Origin of the sequence: Spiribacter sp. SSL99, assembly GCF_009805925.1 — a bacterium.
Lineage (GTDB): Bacteria > Pseudomonadota > Gammaproteobacteria > Nitrococcales > Nitrococcaceae > Spiribacter > Spiribacter roseus.
Map to the genome: position 1 here is coordinate 181,730 of NZ_MAOM01000015.1, position 18,457 is coordinate 200,186.

At 68.1% G+C, this 18,457-nt stretch carries 17 protein-coding genes; 6 read left to right on the forward strand and 11 right to left on the reverse strand.

The window, feature by feature from the left end; genetic code table 11:
* Positions 1-31: 31 nt before the first annotated feature.
* On the forward strand, positions 32-1,054 hold the full coding sequence (locus tag BA899_RS04545; protein ID WP_159299885.1) for a type IV pilus twitching motility protein PilT: 1,023 nt from the start codon (positions 32-34) through the stop codon (positions 1,052-1,054).
* Here the strand turns inward: BA899_RS04545 and aceK are convergent.
* Genes aceK through BA899_RS09975 form a run of 4 tightly spaced genes read right to left on the reverse strand, consistent with a single transcriptional unit; the run spans position 1,051 to position 5,903 of the window.
* Complete coding sequence (gene aceK / locus BA899_RS04550) at positions 1,051-2,784, reverse strand: bifunctional isocitrate dehydrogenase kinase/phosphatase (RefSeq protein WP_159299886.1); 1,734 nt, start codon at positions 2,782-2,784, stop codon at positions 1,051-1,053. The genes BA899_RS04545 and aceK overlap by 4 nt on opposite strands.
* A gap of 35 nt (positions 2,785-2,819) precedes the next feature.
* A complete protein-coding gene (icd, locus tag BA899_RS04555; protein ID WP_370456313.1) occupies positions 2,820-4,121 on the reverse strand; it encodes an NADP-dependent isocitrate dehydrogenase in 1,302 nt (433 codons plus the stop codon).
* A 53-nt stretch (positions 4,122-4,174) separates the two neighbouring features.
* The gene (locus BA899_RS04560) at positions 4,175-5,419 is read right to left on the reverse strand and encodes an FAD-binding domain-containing protein (protein WP_159299888.1); all 1,245 of its coding nucleotides are present in this window, start codon (positions 5,417-5,419) and stop codon (positions 4,175-4,177) included.
* Positions 5,400-5,903 carry a methylated-DNA--[protein]-cysteine S-methyltransferase gene (locus BA899_RS09975; RefSeq protein WP_200833059.1) on the reverse strand — a complete coding sequence of 168 codons (504 nt, stop codon included), beginning with the start codon at positions 5,901-5,903 and terminating at the stop codon, positions 5,400-5,402. Before BA899_RS09975 ends, BA899_RS04560 begins: the two co-directional genes overlap by 20 nt.
* Before the next feature lie 78 nt (positions 5,904-5,981).
* Between BA899_RS09975 and BA899_RS04570 the strand changes: the two genes are divergently transcribed.
* Positions 5,982-7,223, forward strand: coding sequence for a M28 family peptidase (locus BA899_RS04570; RefSeq protein ID WP_148121974.1), 1,242 nt, complete (start codon positions 5,982-5,984; stop codon positions 7,221-7,223).
* Here the strand turns inward: BA899_RS04570 and BA899_RS04575 are convergent.
* On the reverse strand, positions 7,220-7,843 hold the full coding sequence (locus BA899_RS04575) for an NYN domain-containing protein (RefSeq protein ID WP_148122728.1): 624 nt from the start codon (positions 7,841-7,843) through the stop codon (positions 7,220-7,222). The two genes, BA899_RS04570 and BA899_RS04575, sit on opposite strands and share 4 nt — an antisense overlap.
* 40 nt (positions 7,844-7,883) lie before the next feature.
* Here BA899_RS04575 and BA899_RS04580 point away from each other — a divergent pair, with 40 nt between their 5' ends.
* Together BA899_RS04580 and BA899_RS04585 are read left to right on the forward strand one after the other, a co-directional pair.
* Positions 7,884-9,131 (forward strand): MgtC/SapB family protein, encoded by a 1,248-nt coding sequence (locus BA899_RS04580; protein WP_159299889.1) that lies wholly within the window; start codon positions 7,884-7,886, stop codon positions 9,129-9,131.
* A complete protein-coding gene (locus tag BA899_RS04585; protein WP_159299890.1) occupies positions 9,128-9,895 on the forward strand; it encodes an FkbM family methyltransferase in 768 nt (255 codons plus the stop codon). The genes BA899_RS04580 and BA899_RS04585 overlap by 4 nt, the downstream gene beginning before the upstream one ends.
* Here BA899_RS04585 and BA899_RS04590 read toward each other — a convergent pair.
* From BA899_RS04590 to BA899_RS04600, 3 genes are all read right to left on the reverse strand, one after another.
* Entirely contained in the window at positions 9,861-10,586 is a 726-nt protein-coding gene (locus BA899_RS04590) for a DUF3581 family protein (protein WP_159299891.1), read from the reverse strand. The genes BA899_RS04585 and BA899_RS04590 overlap by 35 nt on opposite strands.
* An 87-nt stretch (positions 10,587-10,673) precedes the next feature.
* Positions 10,674-11,042 carry a helix-hairpin-helix domain-containing protein gene (locus tag BA899_RS04595; RefSeq protein WP_159299892.1) on the reverse strand — a complete coding sequence of 123 codons (369 nt, stop codon included), beginning with the start codon at positions 11,040-11,042 and terminating at the stop codon, positions 10,674-10,676.
* On the reverse strand, positions 11,032-12,243 hold the full coding sequence (locus BA899_RS04600) for a lytic murein transglycosylase (RefSeq protein WP_159299893.1): 1,212 nt from the start codon (positions 12,241-12,243) through the stop codon (positions 11,032-11,034). Before BA899_RS04600 ends, BA899_RS04595 begins: the two co-directional genes overlap by 11 nt.
* 78 nt (positions 12,244-12,321) lie before the next feature.
* Here BA899_RS04600 and BA899_RS04605 point away from each other — a divergent pair, with 78 nt between their 5' ends.
* The gene (locus BA899_RS04605; RefSeq protein WP_186295090.1) at positions 12,322-12,789 is read left to right on the forward strand and encodes an FxsA family protein; all 468 of its coding nucleotides are present in this window, start codon (positions 12,322-12,324) and stop codon (positions 12,787-12,789) included.
* 51 nt (positions 12,790-12,840) lie between these two features.
* Positions 12,841-13,740: an AEC family transporter gene (locus BA899_RS04610; protein WP_159299894.1), complete on the forward strand. Its 900-nt coding sequence runs from the start codon at positions 12,841-12,843 to the stop codon at positions 13,738-13,740.
* Here BA899_RS04610 and BA899_RS04615 read toward each other — a convergent pair.
* The 3 genes from BA899_RS04615 to BA899_RS04625 form a co-directional block, all read right to left on the reverse strand.
* Positions 13,689-16,832, reverse strand: coding sequence for an efflux RND transporter permease subunit (locus tag BA899_RS04615; RefSeq protein ID WP_159299895.1), 3,144 nt, complete (start codon positions 16,830-16,832; stop codon positions 13,689-13,691). The genes BA899_RS04610 and BA899_RS04615 overlap by 52 nt on opposite strands.
* Positions 16,829-17,899: an efflux RND transporter periplasmic adaptor subunit gene (locus BA899_RS04620; RefSeq protein ID WP_159299896.1), complete on the reverse strand. Its 1,071-nt coding sequence runs from the start codon at positions 17,897-17,899 to the stop codon at positions 16,829-16,831. Before BA899_RS04620 ends, BA899_RS04615 begins: the two co-directional genes overlap by 4 nt.
* Positions 17,900-18,006: 107 nt before the next feature.
* Positions 18,007-18,375, reverse strand: a complete 369-nt coding sequence (locus BA899_RS04625) for a phasin family protein (RefSeq protein ID WP_110883447.1) — start codon at positions 18,373-18,375, stop codon at positions 18,007-18,009.
* Positions 18,376-18,457: the final 82 nt, after the last annotated feature.

The following is an 18,457-nucleotide window of genomic DNA, read 5'->3' on the forward strand; positions in this document are numbered from 1 at the left end:
AAGCGAAGCCACACGCACAAAGGACAGCTGGATGGATCTTGAAGCACTGATCGTGAGCGCCGTTGAGCGCAAGGCCTCGGACCTGCATGTCGCCGCCGGCGGTCCGCCGGTGATCCGGGTTGATGGCGATCTGAGCACGCTCACTGATGAGGTCATTTCGCACAAGGCGCTGGAAAAGGCGCTGTTCGAGGTCATGGACGAGGCGCAGCAGGCCCAGTACCGCGACCATCGCGAGGTCGACTTCGCGCTGCAGGTGGAAAACGCCGGGCGCTTTCGTGTGAACGTCTACGAGCAGCTCAATGGCCCGGGTGTCGTGCTGCGCGCCATCCCGCAGCAGATCCCGGCGCTGGATGACCTGGGTGCGCCCGAGGTGATCCGTCAGGTTTCGGACCGCTCGCGCGGGCTGGTGCTCGTCACCGGGCCCACCGGTTCCGGCAAGTCCACCACGCTCGCGGCCATGGTCGATCACCGCAACCGCCAGTATCCCGAGCATATCCTCACCATCGAGGACCCGATCGAATTCGTGCACCCCTCCAACCAGGCGCTCATCACCCAGCGCGAGGTGGGCCACCACACCGTCGATGTGCAGCATGCGCTGCGCGCGGCCCTGCGTGAGGACCCCGACGTTATTCTGGTCGGCGAGCTGCGCGATCCCGACACCATCCGCCTGGCGCTGACCGCGGCGGAGACCGGGCATCTGGTGTTTGGCACGCTGCATACGCGCACCGCCGCGAGCAGTGTCGATCGCATCATCAACACCTTCCCCGGCGACGAGCAGGCGCAGGTGCGGGCGATGCTTGCGGAGTCGCTGCTCGCCGTCATCTCCCAGACGCTGCTAAAGCGCGAGGGCGGGGGCCGCGTCGCCGGGTTCGAGATCATGATGGCGGTGCCCGCGATCCGGAACCTGATCCGCGAGAGCAATCTCGCCCAGATCCCCAACGCCCTTCAGACTGGCCAGGCCCACGGCATGCAGACCATGGCGCAGTCGCTCCAGCACCTCCAGCGCCAGGGCGAGATCAGCCCCGAAGTGGCGAAAACCGTGACCGACAGCTAGAGGCTGATCTGCTGGGGCGCGATGCTCTGGCGGGCGTAGGGCACGATCTCGGCGACTTCACCCGCCACACGGCGGCGTTTGACGTCGCGCCAGTATTCAGCGGTCAGCAGGTCGCTGTGTTCGCTCAGAAACGTCTGGCGCAGGAAGGCCGGCATCGCCAGGAAACGGATGAACTCCTCGGGGAAAATGTCATGGGCGCCGACAAACCGTGTGGTGGCATGCTCCATTAACGGGAAGTCTTCATCGGGCTCGGGCAGTTCGTAGAACCGGCACTCGCTGACCAGCATGACCTCGTCGTAGTCATAGAACACCACCCGGCCCGAACTGGTGACGCCGAAGTTTTTCAGCAGCAGATCGCCGGCAAAGATATTGGTGGCGGCCAGATCCTTGATACAGCGTCCGTAATCGAGGATGACCCGCTTGGCCTCGGCTTCCTCGACCTCGCGGATGTACAGGTTGAGCGGGCGCACCCGGCGCTCGACATAGGCATGGCCAAAGACCAGCCGGTCGCCATGGGCCGCCACCGTGCGGGGGGCCTCCTGCATCAGCTCGTCGATCAGGGCCTCGGAAAAGCGCGCCCGCGGCAGCTCGAGGTTGCGGAAGAACTGCGTGTCGATGAGCCGCCCGGCGTGGTCGTGGCGCGAGACCAGGCGATAGCTCTGGTGCACGTCCTCCTGCGTGGTGGTCTTCGGCGGCCGAAAGACATCGCGCATGATCTTGAACACCAGATTGAACGAGGGGAGGGTGAACACGATCATCACCAGCCCGGCATCACCGGCGGCATGCACGAACGCATCATCGGTGCGATCCAGGTGGTGCATGAGCTGGCGATAGCGCTCGGTCTTGCCCTGGCGCAGGCGGCCCAGCACGGTGTAGAGCTCGTCGATGGGCTTGTCCGGCAGCAGTCCGTGGAGGAACTGCACTGCCGCCACCACGGAGGTGGGATCGGCAAAGTAGTACGAGCGGGTGTAGGAAAACACCACACCCACCTGCTCGGCGGTGAGCAGGACGGCGTCGACGGCGATGCCCTCGTCGTCGTTGCGCAGCGCCACCACGATGGGGCGGACCCGGTCGGTCAGGCGCATCCGCCCGACCAGATAGGCCCGCGTGCCCTGGAAGAAATGCGAGTCGATGAATTCAAAGCGCAGGCAGTCGGCGTCGGCCTCCCTGCCGCCGAGCTGCTCGCGGATGGTGGTCGCCATGTCACGCGCATCGGCGTCCCGGTTCACATAGGGGCGGTCGAAGGCAAAGTCCTGGAGTACCCGCTGGCAGGCCTGATCGAGGTCGTTCCAGCACGGATAGCGGCGCATGGTCAGCGACTCGATGCCTTCCTCGGGCGGTGGCTGGACAAACTCCACCGCCGCATCCACCCCCCGGGTGCCGAACACACGCCGGGTGATGGAGTTGAAGAAGGTCTTCATGAATCCTGCATCGGGGACCGCCTCGACCCGCAGGCCGAAGCACTCGCGTACCTCGGCCCAGAAGGCGTGCCCGGCCAGATCCTCGCCCAGCTCGGTACGCAGGGTCTCGACGGTGCGCCGGGCCCAGAGCTCGTAGAGCTCGACCCGGGCGGCGATATCCGCCATCTGACCCTTCCAGTCGCGCTCCTCGAAGCGCCGTCCCGCGCGGGCCGTGATCTCGCGAAAGGCGCGATTATAGTCGAGAAAGCCGTCGTGGATGCAGCGCGCCGCGGTGGCAACCCGCTGATAGCGGGAGGGGCTATCGGTCATGGGATGCTCCGCGGCCGTGGTTCACCGGACGGGGCTCAGGCCTGCATGCGCTTGATCATGGCCTCGCCGAACTGCGAGCAGCTCACCTTGGTGGCGCCGTCCATGAGACGGGCGAAGTCATAGGTGACATGCTTGCTGGCGATGGCCGCGTCCATGCCGGTGAGGATCAGATCCGCGGCCTCGAACCAGCCCAGATGCCGCAGCATCATCTCGGCGGAGAGCACCAGCGAGCCGGGGTTGACCATGTCGCGACCGGCGTACTTCGGCGCGGTCCCGTGGGTGGCCTCGAACACGGCGTGGCCGGTCTGCTCGTTGATGTTGCCGCCCGGGGCGATGCCGATGCCGCCGACCTGGGCCGCCAGCGCGTCGGAGAGGTAATCGCCGTTCAGGTTCATGGTGGCGATCACTTCAAAGTCGGTGGGCCGGGTCAGGACCTGCTGGAGGGTGATATCGGCGATGGAATCCTTGACCAGGATCTTGCCGGCGGCGACGGCGGCGTCCTGCTCGGCGTTGGCGGCCTCCTGGCCTTTTTCGGCCACGGTGCGCTCCCACTCCGCCCAGGTGTAGGTCTCGTTGGCGAACTCGCGCTCGGCCAGTTCGTAGGCCCAGGTGCGGAAGGCGCCTTCGGTGTATTTCATGATGTTGCCCTTGTGGACAATCGTCACCGACTGGCGCTTGTTGTCGATGGCATAGCGGATCGCGCCGCGCACCAGCCGCTCGGTGCCCTCGCGCGAGATGGGCTTGATGCCGAAGCCACAGTCATCGGGAAAGCGGATGTTGGCGTGAGCCGACGGGAAATGCTCGGCGAGCAGCTGCTTGAAGCGCTCGTTCTCCTCGGAGCCGGCCTCGAACTCGATCCCGGCGTAGATGTCTTCGGTGTTCTCGCGGAAGATCACCATGTCGACCTGCTCGGGATGCTTGACCGGCGAGGGCACGCCGTTGAACCAGCGCACCGGGCGCTGGCAGACATACAGGTCGAGCACCTGGCGCAGCGCGACATTGAGCGAGCGGATACCGCCGCCCACCGGGGTGGTCATGGGCCCTTTGATCGAGATCAGGTACTTGCGGATGGCGTCGACGGTCTCGTCGGGCAGCCAGGCGCCGACCTCGTTATTGGCCTTCTCGCCGGCGAGCACTTCCATCCAGTGCACCTTGCGGCTGCCGCCATAGGCCTTTTCAACCGCGGCATCCACCACGCGCTGCATCACGGGGGTGATGTCGACGCCGATGCCATCCCCCTCGATGTAGGTGATGATGGGGTTGTCGGGGACATTGAGGACGCCGTTCTCCAGGGTGACCGGGGCGCCGTCGGCGGGGACCTGATAGGTGCTCATGATTGGGCCTCTCTCTTGCAGTGCGAGTCGTTGTTATCGGCCGCATTCTTTCACATTCACCCCCCGCGGGACAGAGACCCGGACCCGGCCCGCTCCATGATCAGCGGCCGTGCGGCCTTCCAGAAACGGAAGAACCCGTGGGTCGACGCCGGCCAGTGGAGGACGTCCCAGTCCCGCGGCACGGCCTGGCGCTCGATCCCGTCAGCGGCGAGGACCGGATCCAGGGCGGCCATCGCATCAGCGGTCGGGCCGGTGGGTACATAGGGGGTCAGCAGCCGATCGACGCCCGCCGCCGAGGCGGCCTCGCGCACCGCCGTCAGCCCGTCGGCGCTCGCCAGGTCGATGGGGCCGATGGTCCGCGCGCCCGGGTTGCGGGCCAGGGCATCGGCAAGCCCGGCGTGGGCGAAATCCCGAACCCGCGCCGCCACCGGCCCGCTGCTGCGCCAGTCCGTACTCTGCACGGCGATGACCAGCGGCCAGTCCCGCTCACCGAACAGCGACTCGGGCAGCAGGTCATCCTCGGTGATCAGCAGCCCGGTGGTCGGGGTTGCCTGCCAGTCAACCGCGAGCGGTGAAGGACCCACCGGCGGGCGCTCGACGCCCTCGGGCGCCTCGACCTGCGTATTGATCCGGTAGCCGGGGTTGAAGCGGCCCTGGGTGTATTTGTTGATGTTCGATGAGCGCGCGATGTAGGGCTTGCCCGGCGTGTGCAGCCCGGCCACCCAGCGCCAGGAAAGCGTGTTCGAGGCGGGGTCGCCGTCGAGCAGGTGGCGGAGGAAGAAATCCGCGCCCAGTGCCCAGGGCAGCTCAAGGGTGAATACCCAGATGCTCGCGAACCACATCCGGGCATGGTTGTGCAGGTAACCGGTCTCGCGCAGCTCGTTCACCCAGAAGTTGAAGGCGTCGATGTCGGTGTCGCCATCCAGCGCCGTCTGCAGGTCGGCGGCCAGTCGACGGTCCTTGGCCACCTGCCCGTGCGCCTCGTCGCAGGCGGCGCGATAGTCATGCCAGTGCACCGGGCGGCGCTCGAGGTAGCCCTTCCAGTAGGTCCGCCAGCAGACCTCCTGAATGAACTTCTCCGCGCCATCCAGGCCATGGGCGGCGATGGCGGCGTCGATGGCCGTCTCCTCGAGCAGCAGGCGATGCCGCAGCCACGGTGACAGCGCGGAGACCGCGTTATCGCCCTCGGGCCCCAGGTCATGGTTGCGGCCGCGGGCGTAGTCGGCCCCGGCATGGGGGATGAAGGCCTCGAGCCGGGCGAGTCCCGCCGGGTGACTGGCCTCAGGGGCGTTCGCGAACATGGGGATTGCTCCTTTCGATGCGCTCGTGGGCCAGCAGGTCGCGCTTGCGCGACGCGCCGCCGATGTACTGACCGATCTGGCCATTGCGTCGGATGACCCGGTGACAGGGCAGCAGCACCGGGACCGGGTTGGCCGCCACCGCCGAGGCCACGGCCCGCGCGGCGCCGGGTCGGCCGATGCGTGCGGCCAGCTCGCTGTAACTGACCGGCTCGCCGGCGCGGAGTTCGGCCAGCGCGCGCCAGACCTGCATCTGAAAAGCGCTGCCATGCAGGGCCAGTCGCAGTCGCCTGCGTCCGCCCCAGGGAGCGGGCAAGGGATGCGCCGTACCCGGCCGGCCGGGCGGCGGGCCCTGGAACACCGCCGCGGTCAACCATCGGGCATGTCCCACCAGCAGCAGCGTCCCCCACGGGCCGTGCCACAGCGCCCGGTGCGGGCTGGCGGGGCGCCGGTCGACGGCAGTGATCTCAATGGGAGGCAGGCCCACGGGCTGCTCCTTGTGGCTTGAACACGTTATGCTAGCGCCTGAAAAATCCGCGTGAAACAACGACAGGGAGCCTATTCTATGGCCGATCACGCCAAGCCGTGGACCGAGTCCATGCCTGATGAGCAGTTTACGTTCATCCACGACATTCTGGCCGCGCCCAGCCCGATCGGTCTCGAGGCGGCCATGACCCAGGGCGTGCTGCGCCCGCATATGGAAAAGCACGCGCCCAAGGGGGCCGCGGTGCGCAATTTCATGGGGCATGCCGGCGTTGTACTGGATACGCACCCCGGCCGCGATGACCTTTTTACCGTGATGGTCATCGGCCACGCGGACAAGATCCGCATGCAGGTCCGCAGCATTGGCGAGGACGGCAAGATCTGGATCAACAGCGATTCATTCCTCCCCACCACGCTGATCGGTCACGAGGTCAGCATTTTCAGCGAGGATCCGGATGCGCCCGGGTCGTACCGGCGGTTTGACGGCGGCACGGTCGAGGCGCTGGGCGCCATCCATTTCGCCGATCCCAAGGTGCGCTCCGGCGATCAGGGCGTTAAAAAAGAGCAGCTCTACATCGAGCTGCAGATCCACGGCGATGAAAAGAAAAAACAGGTCGAGGACCTCGGCATCCGGCCGGGTGACAGCGTGCTGATGAACCGCCCGATCCGGCGCGGGTTCAGCCCGGATACCTTCTATGGCGCCTACCTCGATAACGGGCTGGGCTGCTTTGTCGCCGCGGAATCGGCGCGCCTGGTGGCAGAGGCTGGCGGGCCGTCGAACATCCGGATGCTGTTCGCCGCCGCCACCTACGAGGAGATCGGCCGTTTCGGCAGTCGGGTCCTGGTCAGCGAGATGCGCCCCGACGCCATCATCGGCGTCGACGTCAATCACGACTTCGTGGCCGCACCGGGCATCGGCGACAAGCGCATGTCCCCGGTGACCATGGGCAAGGGCTTCACCATGAGTGTCGGTGCCATCGTGAGCGAGCAGCTCAACCAGCGCATCGAGACCGTCGCCCGTGAGCACGACATCCCCATCCAGCGCGATGCCGTGGGCCCGGATACCGGCACCGACGGCATGGCCGGTGTGCTTGGTAACGTCGACTGTGCGGCGACCTCGGTGGGGATGCCGATCCGCAACATGCACACCATCTCGGAGAGCGGCTGCACCCGGGATGTGCTGGCCTGCACCCACGCCGTGGCGGAGACCCTGAAGGCGCTGGATGCCGAGGAAACCGCACCGGGGACGCTGGCCGCGCGCTTCCGCGACCAGCACCCGCGGCTTGACCAGGCGACGCCGAAGCGCCATCCCGGCTCGGCCTAGCCACCCGGGGCGGTCGGTGGGCCGGCCGCTCCGTCCTCCCCGGTCAGTGCCGGCAGGTGGTCATCGAGCCAGAGCACGCGATCCGAGCGGGCCTGCAGATCGGTGGCCACCCCGGTGCTGAACACCGCCAGCTCGATGCGCTTGCCGGCCTCCGAGAGGTGCTCCACGGCATCCAGCAGATCGCCGTCGCCGGAGGAAAGGACGAGGCTGTCATAGCGCTCGCGATGGATCAGCGCCAGCGAGGCCAGGCCGACGTCAACGCCCATCTGGCGCTGGTTGAACAGCCGATGGCGGCCATCACCGTGGGGGCAGCGCAGATCGACCTTGGTACCACAGTCCGCGCACCAGGCGTTTCGCACCCGCTCGCTTTTGAGTCCGTAGAGCTTGACGATAAGGTTGGGGCCGTGGGGTACCGCGGTCTGCAGCCAATTGTGAAAGCGGTCCCGGCCCTCGTTGGGTTCATCCTGCGCGGAGTTGAGGAAATAGCCGCGCCACAGCGCGCCGAGCTCATGCTCGATGAGCTCGCGCAGCCGCAGGTAGTCGATACGCCGCTGGCTGCCCAGCAGCGCGAGGTTGTTGGCATGAATGTAGCCGGCATCGATCAGCCAGAGTCGTCGCATCAGGGGCATCCGTCGTGGGAAAGCGTGACAGGTTAACGCAATGACAGACAGCGGGCATTGGCTGTCGCTGGCCGCGGCACTGGCCATCGGGGCGGTGATCGGGCTCGAGCGCGGCTGGCAGCGACGCGAAGTGGCTGAGGGCGGCCGCGTGGCGGGGCTGCGCACGTTCATCCTGATCGCCTTCGCCGGCGGTCTGGCCGGGGTGCTCGCCGAGCAGACCGGGCATCTGCTGGTGGGCGTGGCGTTGGCGGCACTGGCGACGCTGCTGGTGATCGGCTATCGACGCCGCTCGCAGGACGAAGCGGATCGCGGCATCACCACCGAGATCGCCGCGCTAGTGACGTTTCTGCTGGGGGTGATGACCACCGCCGCGACGCCACTGCTCGCCACTGCCGGTGGTGTGATCACGGCCACGGTGCTCGGCTTCAAACCCCGTCTGCATGCGCTGCTGCGCCGGGTGGACGGCGTTGAAATGCGCGCCATCCTGCAGCTCGCGCTGATCACCGCGGTGATCCTGCCGTTACTGCCGGACCAGGGCTACGGGCCCTGGCAGGCGCTCAATCCGCGCACGCTCTGGACCATGGTGGTCCTGATCAGCGCCATCGGTTTTGTCGGCCATTTTGCCGTGCGCGTGACCGGGCCACGCCGGGGCATCCTTCTGACCGGGCTGTTCGCGGGACTGGCCTCGTCGACGGCACTCACCCTGACCCTGTCCCGCGCCGGGCGCAGCCAGCGGGCCTATCAGCCCCTGTTCGCCGCGGCGGTGGTCATGGCGAGCACCACCATGTTCCCGCGCATGCTGGTGCTGGTGAGCGCCATCCAGCCGGCCATGCTCGCCGGGCTGATCACGCCGGTGGCGCTGATGACCGGCGTCGGGGCGCTCGCGACCGCGGTGCTCGCCTGGCGCTCCCGGGATGGCGGCAAAGGCGCTTCGCAGCCCCCCATGCAACGCCCCTTCGAGCTTGCCACTGCCCTGCGCTTCGCGCTGCTGCTCGCGGCGGTGATGGTGGCGGGCGAAGCCCTGCGCCGCTATGCCGGTGATGCCGGTGTCTACGCGCTGTCGCTGGTCTCGGGCCTGACCGATGTCGATGCGATCACCCTGTCGCTCTCGGGCATGGTGGGGGACGGGCTCGACACCACCGTGGCCGAACGCGGGGTGGTGATGGCCGCCCTCGCCAATACACTGGTCAAGCTCGGCCTGGCGCTGGCCATTGCCCGGGGTCGCATGGGGTTGGGCGCGGTGATTGTCGCCGGTGCCCTGTGGACGGGGAGTACATTCTGGCTATGAATCCGCGCCGTTTGATCGGGCTGTCGCGCTCGCTGCTGATCTATGCCGCGCCCTGGCGTCAGCCGGGGTTGCGGCGGTTCTATGCCCCGCTGATTGATCCGGATCGCCCGGTCTTTGATATCGGAGCGCATCTGGGCGATCGCAGCCTGGCGTTCGCCGCGCTGGGCGCGCCGGTGGTGGCGCTCGAGCCGCAACCGGCCCTGCGGCCGCTGCTCGCCTGGCGGCTGCGACGCTATCCCCGGGCGCAGGTAAGCGGCGAAGCGGTGGGGGATCACACCGGCGAGGCGACGCTGGCGCTGAGTGATCGCCATCCAACGCTTGCCAGCGTCAATGCCCAGTGGCGCGCGGAGATCGGCCAGCGGAATGCCTCATTCTCCCATGTCGCCTGGGAGCGGACGGTGACCGTGCCGATGATCACCCTCGAGACGCTGATCGCCCGCCATGGCGTCCCCGGGTTCTGCAAGATCGATGTGGAAGGCGCCGAGGAGGCCGTCCTTGATGGCCTGCAACAGCCCTTGCCGGCGCTCTCTTTTGAGTATGTAGCCGGCAGCTTGGCCAGGGCCCGCGCCTGCGTGGATCGCCTGGAGGCGCTGGGAGATTACCGCTATAACGTCACGGTCGGTGAGCAGCGTCGCCTGCAGTTCACCGTCTGGCAGTCGGCGCAGGGCCTTGTCGAGTGGCTGGGCGGCCCGGCGCAGAGGGCCGGGTCCGGCGATGTCTATGCGCGACTTACCGGGCCCGACGCGCGTGATAGGCGGCGATGACCGCCGTCATCGCCTCGGCGTCGTAGGGGCGCAGGCCACTGACCACCATGCGCTTCGAGGCCTCGCCCAGCGCGCCATCGCCGTCAGCGATGCGGTAGTCGAACTGCACGTCGGCGCGCTTGCCGTTGACCGACAGTGAGGCATCCGCCGGCGTCACGTGGACATCGGTGCCCGGGGCGCGCTGGATATCGAGTGCCATGCCGTCATAGACCAGAAACGGGCGCTGGGGGTTGAACATGACACCGGCTTCCGCCAGCAGGGGGCCGAGGCGGTCCGGGAAGGTTTCCCCGGATGAGGCGACATAAGCCTCGATCAGGGCCAGCAGCGCGGCGGGGTCAGTGGTCACCGGCCGGTCGTACTGCACTTCGACGGTGTCGCGGTCGTTTTCATCGGCGATGGTGAACGCCTGTGCGGGCTGCGATGGAAAGCTCAGCCTTGTGCCGGCCCGCAGCATGCCGCGGAAGGACAGGGCAAAGTGGCGCGCCAGCCCATAGCGCCGGACGATCAGCGCGAACAGCAGATCCCCCGGCACACAGAACCGTGACGATTCCGCGTCGTGCAGGGGGTTGTGATCGCCGGCGATCTCTTTGGCGAAGCGGCTGCCCTGGTCGGCGGTCACCCACAGCTGGTCGCTGTCGGCGTTGTAGAAGTCGTCCAGCCAGTCGGTGGCCGGCGCGGTGCTCGCAGGCATGGTACTGCGCGATTCCTTTTGTCACCCATCCCAAGCCCACCAGTCTACCGCCTCCGCCGGGGCGGAGGCGAGCCGCGCCGCGCCGGGTCAGTGCCCCGCCGAATCGATCCAAGCCGCCACCTGCGCCTGCGAGACCACCGCCCGGTCGGCCTTGAGCCGCTCGGTCAGCGTTTCGGGGTCGGCGGCCGCCAGATCAGCGCGGCTGTGGATGCCGAGCCCGGTGAGACGCCGCTGCATGGCCGGGCCAATGCCGCGGATCTCGGTCAGGTCATCGCTGGCCGGGGTGTCGGCCACCGGGGGCTCGGCGGGTGCCGGTGCCTCGGCGGGCGCCGGTGCCTCTGCCCGGGAGTCGGCGGGCTCCGTCTCCTGACGGGGGGCGTGGGTCGTGTCGTTTTCCTCGCGGGGCAGCCACCAGGTAGCCATTTCCAGCCAACGGCGCATCAGGTTATTCCACATGGTCCGGGTCCTCCGATTGCTCTATGCCGAGTGCGCGCAGCAGGCCACGGTCGGGATGACCGTCGCGGGTCATGGCCTGCTGGCCCTGAAACGATCGTATGGCCTGACGGGTCTGTGGCCCCATTCGGCCGTCCACGGGCCCCACGTCAAAGCCGCGTGTCTGCAACGCCGTCTGCACGGCCTCGATGGTGTCAACCGGCAGGGCCGGGCGGTCCGGTGGCGGGTTGGCCAGCGGCGGCGCGCCCACCAGCCGATCAGCGAGGAGGCCCACCGACAGGGCGTAGGCCCGCGACGGGTTCCAGCGCATGATCACGTCGAAATTGCGGTAGACCAGGAACGCCGGGCCCTCGGCCCCCGCCGGTACGATCAGGCGGGCCTCGAGATCAGCCGCTGGCAGCGCCTCGCCATTGGCCCGGCGCAGGCCGGCCCGCGCCCAGTCGGCGACCGACTGCTCGGTTTCGGCCAGCCGGTAGTCGAATCCCTCGGGCAGGCGGACTTCCCGCCCCCAGCGCTGCTCGGGCTCCCAGCCGCGGGCACGCAGGAAGTTGGCGGCGGACTCGGCGGCATCCGGCAGGCTGTCCCATAGATCGACTTGTCCGTCGCCGTCGGCATCAACGGCATGGTCGCGATAGACACTGGGCAGGAACTGGAAGTTACCCAGGGCGCCGGCCCATGAGCCACGCAGCTGATCGGCGCTGACGGTCCGGTCATCGACCAGGTGCAGGGCGGAGATCAGCTGCGATTCAAAGAACTCGCCACGGCGCCGGTCGCAGGCGAGGGTGGCCAGCGAGCGCACGGTGGACATCGATCCAGTGGTGCGGCCGAAGTTGCTCTCCAATCCCCAGAAGGCCACCAGATAGCGGGCGGGGACCCCGTATTCGGCCTCGATACGGGCCAGCAGATCGGCATGCTCGCGCAGCAGTCGCCGGCCGCGCTGAATGCGGCCGCGATCGACACGGGCGTTCAGGTAGTCATGCAGCGTCGTGGTGAATTCGGGCTGGCGTCGGTCCAGCTCAATGACCCGTTCGCTGGGCGTGAGGCCGTCCAGCAGCGTATCAATGGTGGTGGGGGCGATATCCCGGGCCCGCGCCGTTTCGCGGATGCCATCCAGGCAGGCGGCGAAATCGTCCGGCGGGATGGCGCCCATGGCAGGCGCCGGCAGCAGGGCGATGGCAAGGAGCCCCGGAATGAGTCGGTTCATCGGTGTTGTCCCCCGATCTGACCGCGATTACTGGGAATGTTACCCTCTGCATCCAAGGAATCCCAGTCTGGAGCGACCGTGCCCACAGTTCTTGTCCTTTTCGTGACCATTCCCCTGGCCGAGCTGTTTCTGCTGATCGAGGTCGGCAGCTGGATCGGCGCACTGCCAACCATCGGCCTGTGTCTGCTGACCGCGATGATGGGCGCGGCGCTGCTGCGCCAGCAGGGGCTGCAGACACTCGCCCGGGCGCGTAACAACCTCGATCGGGGCTCGCTGCCGGCGGTGGAGCTGCTCGAGGGCGCGGCGCTGATCATCGGTGGCGCGCTGCTCCTCACCCCCGGTCTGGTGACCGACGTGATCGGCTTTCTGTGCCTGATCCCGCCGACGCGGCGCTGGCTGGTGCGTCTGGCACTGGCGCGCATGGCGGTCCGCGTCGGGCCGGCCGGACCGCCACCCGGGTCGGGATCGGGGTCGGCGGGCGGATCGGATGATCGCCACATCATCGAAGGCGAGTACGAGCGCCGCGACGACGATCCGCGGCGCTGACCGCCGAGGTCCGTCCTGGTTGCCGTCGCCCAGATCCTTGCCCCCGTTGTGGTGGTCATCGGCCTTGGCTGGCTGCTGACCCGGACCGGGTTCCTATCCGCGCCAACCCTCGCTGAACTCAACCGCCTGACCTACTGGGTCGGCCTGCCGGCCCTGCTGGCCAGCCGGATCGGCGCGGCCACGCCGGCCTATGACCGGGTCGGGAGTCTGTTGGTGGTGTTGATCGGCACCACCGCCGCGGTGGTACTGATCGGTGCGCTGATCGGGCGCGCCGGGCGGCTGCCGGCGGGGTCCCTCGCCACCTTCGTGCAGGCCGCCTACCGCGGCAACCTCACGTTCATTGGCCTACCGGTGGTGATCTACGCATTTGCCGGCAGCCAGGCCCCGGCGGCGGTGGAATCCGCCGCGCTGATCGCGTTCGCGCCGCTGGTGATCGTCTACAACGTGGTCGCGGTCGTCATCATGCAACCCCGGGTGGGCGCAGGGTTGGGGGCGGCCACGGCCCGCCTGATGCGACGCCTGCTGGGCAATCCCATCCTCATCGGGACCGGCGTCGGGATGGCGATCGCGATCAGTGGTTGGCCCCTGCCCGTATCGGTGGATCGCACCCTGTCGGCGATCGGGCAGATGGCCCTGCCGCTGGCGTTGATCGGCATCGGCGGCGGGCTGCACGCCACCCGGCTGGTCGGGCATCGCCGCTGGGCGCTGGGGGCGGCGCTGCTGAAAACCGCGATCACCCCGCTGATCGGTGCCGCGCTGGCGCTCGGGGTGGGGCTTGATGCCGGGGAAACGCGCCTCGCGCTGATCTTTCTCGCCTGTCCGACCGCTTCCGCCGCCTATGTCCTGGTCCGCGAAATGGACGGCGATGACGCCCTGATGGCGGGCGCCATCGTGATCAGCTATCCCCTGGCGCTACCATCGATGGCGCTGGTGCTCTCGCTCACCGGCTGATCAAGCTCGCGCTCGAGCGCGGCCTCGGCGGCGGCGCGTGAGCGGGCAAAGCGGGCCAGCAGCACATAGAGCGCCGGGGTGAAGTAGAGCGTGAACAGCGCCGCCAGCCCCAGCCCTCCGAACACCACCCAGCCGATGGCCGCGCGTGACTCGGCGCCGGCGCCGGTGCTCAGGATCAGCGGCAATCCGCCAAGCACCGTGGCGAGGATGGTCATGGACACGGGCCGCAGGCGCACACGGGCGCTCTCCAGTGCCGCGGCGCGCAGGCCATGGCCCTCATCCCGCAGCTGGTTGGCGAACTCCACCAGCAGGATGCCGTTTTTGGCCATCAGCCCGATCAGCAGGATCAATCCGATCTGCGAGTAGACATTGATGGAGGTCCCGCTCAGCACCAGCGCGAACACGGCGGCGGCGAGACCAAAGGGGACGGTCAGCATCACCACCAGCGCGCTCATCAGGCTTTCGAACTGCGCGGCCAGCACCAGCAGCACGATCAGCAGCGCCAGCGCGTAGGTGATCATGACTTCCTGACGGGTTTCCTCGAGGGTCTCGGCCTCGCCCCGGGTGATCAGCCCGATGCCCGGCGGCAGCGTCTCGTCGGCCAGCGCACGCAGGTCGGACACCGCCGCCTGCAGGGGATAGCCATCCTCCACGGCCAGATCGATACTCACCGCGCGCCGCTGCGCCTCCCGGTCGAGCTCGGCGGCGACGCCTTCCTCGCGCAGGCTCACCAGCGATGACAGGGCGACGAAGTGACCGTCCTCGGAGCGGATGCGCAGGTTGCCGAGATCGGCGGGTTCGTTGACCCGGCCGCTGGTGGATTCAAGGCGCAGCGGGATGGCGCGGTCGTCGATGTTGAGGTCGGTGATCTCAAGGCCGCTGATCATCGCCTCCAGCGTGGCCGCAAGGTCTTCAACGGGCACGTTCAGGGATTCGGCGCGCTCGCGGTTGATGTCCACTCGCACCTGCGGCTGGGTGGGCGAGTAATCGATGCGCCCCTGGCCGAGGCCGTCCACCTCGTCCTCGACCGCGCGGCTGAACGCCTGCGCCGCGGCGTAGAGGCGCTCGTAATCACTGCCGAGCAGCGAGACCTCGAGCCCGCTGCCGACCCCGCGCAGGCCCAGGCTGTTGGGGCTGCCGACCCGGATATTGACGCCGGGCAGATCGGCCAGTGCGGCCCGGGCGTCGGCGGCGATGGCCTGTTCGCCGCGTTCACGCTCCGACCAGGGCGCCAGCGGGGCGACGATAAGGATGCGGTTGGGGTCCCAGCGCCCGGCAATGGTGAAAAGCCGGGTCACCTCGCCGCGCTCGAGCAGCGGCTGCAGGCGCTCCTGCATGCGCCAGGCCTGATCCTGACTGTATTTGAGCCCGGCGCCGTCGGGACCGTTCCCCACCACATAGATCAGTCCGCGGTCCTCTTCGGGCAGCAGGGTCTGATCGATGCGGGTGAACTGCTGGATCGCCAGTCCCAGCACCAGCAGCGCCACCGCTCCCATGAGCCACGGGTGGGCGAGGGCACGGCCCAGACTGGCGGCATAGAAGTCAGCGATGCCGCGGCCCAGGCGGCGCAGGCGGCGGGTGCCCGCGCCGCCGCCCGATGCCCCGGCGCTGCCATCGTCCGGGCGCAGGAATCGCGCGGCGAGGGCCGGGACCAGTGACAGGGCGATGAACGATGACAGGGTGACCGCCACCGCCAGCACCACACCGAATTCCCTGAACAGGCGCCCGGCGGTGCTCGGCAGCAGCGAGATGGGCACAAACACCGCCACCAGCACGGCGGTGGTGGCGATGACCGCAAAAAAGACCTGATGGGTGCCCAGCAGGGCGGCCGCGCCGGCGCCGAGGCCCATGCGCTGGCGGCGCTGGATGTTTTCCAGCACGACGATGGCGTCGTCCACCACCAGCCCCGTCGCCAGCACCAGCGCCAGGAGGGTGAGCAGGTTGATGGAAAAGCCCAGCAGCCAGATCGCGGCGACCGTCCCGGTCAGCGCCAGTGGGATGGTGATGGCCGGGATGAGCGTGGCGCGCGGCGAGCCGATGAAAAGCCAGATCGTGGCGATGACGATCAGTGTGGCCGCGGCCAGCGTGATGAGCACCTCGGTGATGGCCCCGCGGATGAATACGGCGTCATCCGAGGTCTTGACCACCTCGACCGCGTCGAATCGGCGGTTGAGCTCGGCGATCGCCGCGTCCGCGGCGGCACTGATCTCGAGGGTATTGGACTGGGCCTGGCGCACGATGCCAAGCCCGAGGATCGGCTCGCCATTGAGCTGCACCTGGCTGCGCGCGTCGGCCGGCGAGAAGAACACGTTGGCCACATCGCCCAGTCGAAGCCCCGGGGCGAGGGTAAGGGCGGCGACCCGTTCCGGCGTCTCGAGCACGGCATTGGCGCGCACCCGCAGCTCCAGCTCAGAGGCCCGGAAACTGCCGGCGGGAATGTCCAGATCGGCCTGCTCGAGGCGCGTCCGCAGCGACTCGATGGTCAGGCCATGGGCGGTGAGGCGCAGCGGATCCACCGCCACGCGCAGCTGCCGCTGGCGATCGCCGTAGAGGCGGACATCGGCCACGCCCGGGAGCGAGATCAGCGCCGGGATGATGTCGTTTTCGACCCGGCGGGTGAGGGCGTCGAGGCTCAGACCGTTCCCCCGCGCGGCGACCCGCACGACGGGACTGGCGTCCTGATCGGCTTTAATGACGTTCACCTGCTCGACGTTGTCGGGCAGATTGCGCTCAATGCGAATCACCGCCTCGCGGATGTCCGCGGCGGCGCTGTCGAGATCGGCGTCGGCGCTGAACTCGACCACCACCCGGGTGCTGCTCTCCTCGCTGGAGGCGCTGATCCTGCGCACACCCGAGACGCGGGCGACAGCCCCCTCGATCTCACGGGTCACCTCGGCGTCCATGGTCTCGGGCGCCGCCCCCGGGTACTGGGCGCTGACGGTGATGCGCGGGCGGTCGACATCCGGCAGTTCGCGCACCTCAACGCCCAGCAGTGCGGCGGTGCCGGCAATCGCGATGATCAGGTTGATCACCGCCACCAGCACCGGGCGACGGATGCCGAGGGCGGGCAGGCCGCGGGGCGATTCCCTCATTGCGCCGGAGCGTCCCGGACCGCGTCGATGCGCGGATAATCATCAAGCGTGGCGGGGTCGATGATCCGCACCTCGATGCCCGGGCGCATCCGCTGAGCGCCCTCGCTGACGACGTCATCGCCGATCTCGAGTGGGCCGTCCACCAGTACCTGATCGGCCTGGCGCGCGACCAGCGTCACGTTCACGCGCTCGGCGGTGCCCGCCTCGACGCGCCAGACGTAGGCGCCGTTATCCCCCCACTGCAGGGCGGTGGCCGGGATTGTGGCGTGCCGCGGGCCGGCCAGCTCGCGGGTGATGCGAAAGCGCATGCCCGGTCGAAAGCGGTCATCGCGGTTATCCAGTCGCGCCTCGAGCTGGAATGTGCCGGTATCGCGGTCGATGCGGCTGTCGATGGCCTGGATGGTTGCGCTGACCGGGCTCTCGGGCCGGGCCCAGGCGGTCAGGGTGATGCGGTCGCCGACGGCCAGCTGGCCGTGGTAGTGGCCTGCGAGCCGGAAGCGCACCCGCAGGGTCTGGCGGTCATCCAGCGTGGTGATGGGCGTGTCGGGATCGACGCGCTGGCCCACCTCCAGATCGGTCAGGCCAAGATGCCCCGCAAAAGGGGCCTGGCGGGAGCGGTCAGCCAGGTCGAGTTGCGCCTGCTCGCGGGTCAGGCGGGCGATCTCGACCTCGCGGCGGACGTTTTCCAGGGTGGTCGGCGAGAAGGTGCCCGCGCCCTTGCCGGATTCGTAACGCTCGAGGCGGTTGCGGGCATCCCGCAGCTCGGCGCTCGCGCGCTCAAGCGCGTTCCGTGCCTGAGCGGACTCGAGCTCGACCAGTGTCTCACCGGCTTCCACCCGCTCACCGGCGGCGACGTTGAGGCGGGTCACGATGCCGGTGCTCTCAGGGTAGAGCGTCACCGAGCGGGCGGCGCGCGCCTCGCCCACCGCCTCGATGCGGTCACGCTGCTGGCCGGCCTCGACCGCGCTCAGGCGCACCGGTGCCGCATCGGACTGGGCCCACGCCACGGCGGGCAGCATCATGAGGCAGACAGTCAGTCGGCCGAAAATCCGGGGGATTGCGTTCATTCAATGAGGGTATCGTGTCTTACGCGCTATTGCTGGCACGTCGACACAGAAAAAGGCCGCCGGTTCCGCACCGACGGCCTTTTGATCCGTAGTGACGGCGCTCGACCTTATTTGGTCGACTTGGTGGCCGCCTCGGACGCCGACTTGACGTTGGTCTCGACGAGCTTGCGGGCCTCGTTGACGAAGTCCTGGTTCATCGCGGCCACTTTCTCGGCATCATTTTTGGCGCGCTCGGTCATCTCACGGGCGACCTTCTGCTGCTCTTCAGCATAGGTCTTGAGCGCCTCGGTGTCCTTGACCTCGAGGGCCGCGCGGGCCTGCTGCATACCGATGTCGGTGTAGGTCTTCGCCGCTTCCATCTGCGCGTCGATCATCTTCTCGGCATAGTCCATGGCCAGCTTGGCGTAGTCACGGGTCGGGCCCATGAAAAGCTTCTCGGCCTGGTCGTTCATCTTGTCAAAGTTGTCGTTCGCCATGGTGTCGTTCCTCTGGTTGCCGTTTCAATCCAAGGCATTCTGGCCTTGTTGCAGTGCAATATAGCAATGCCTTTGGTGCATT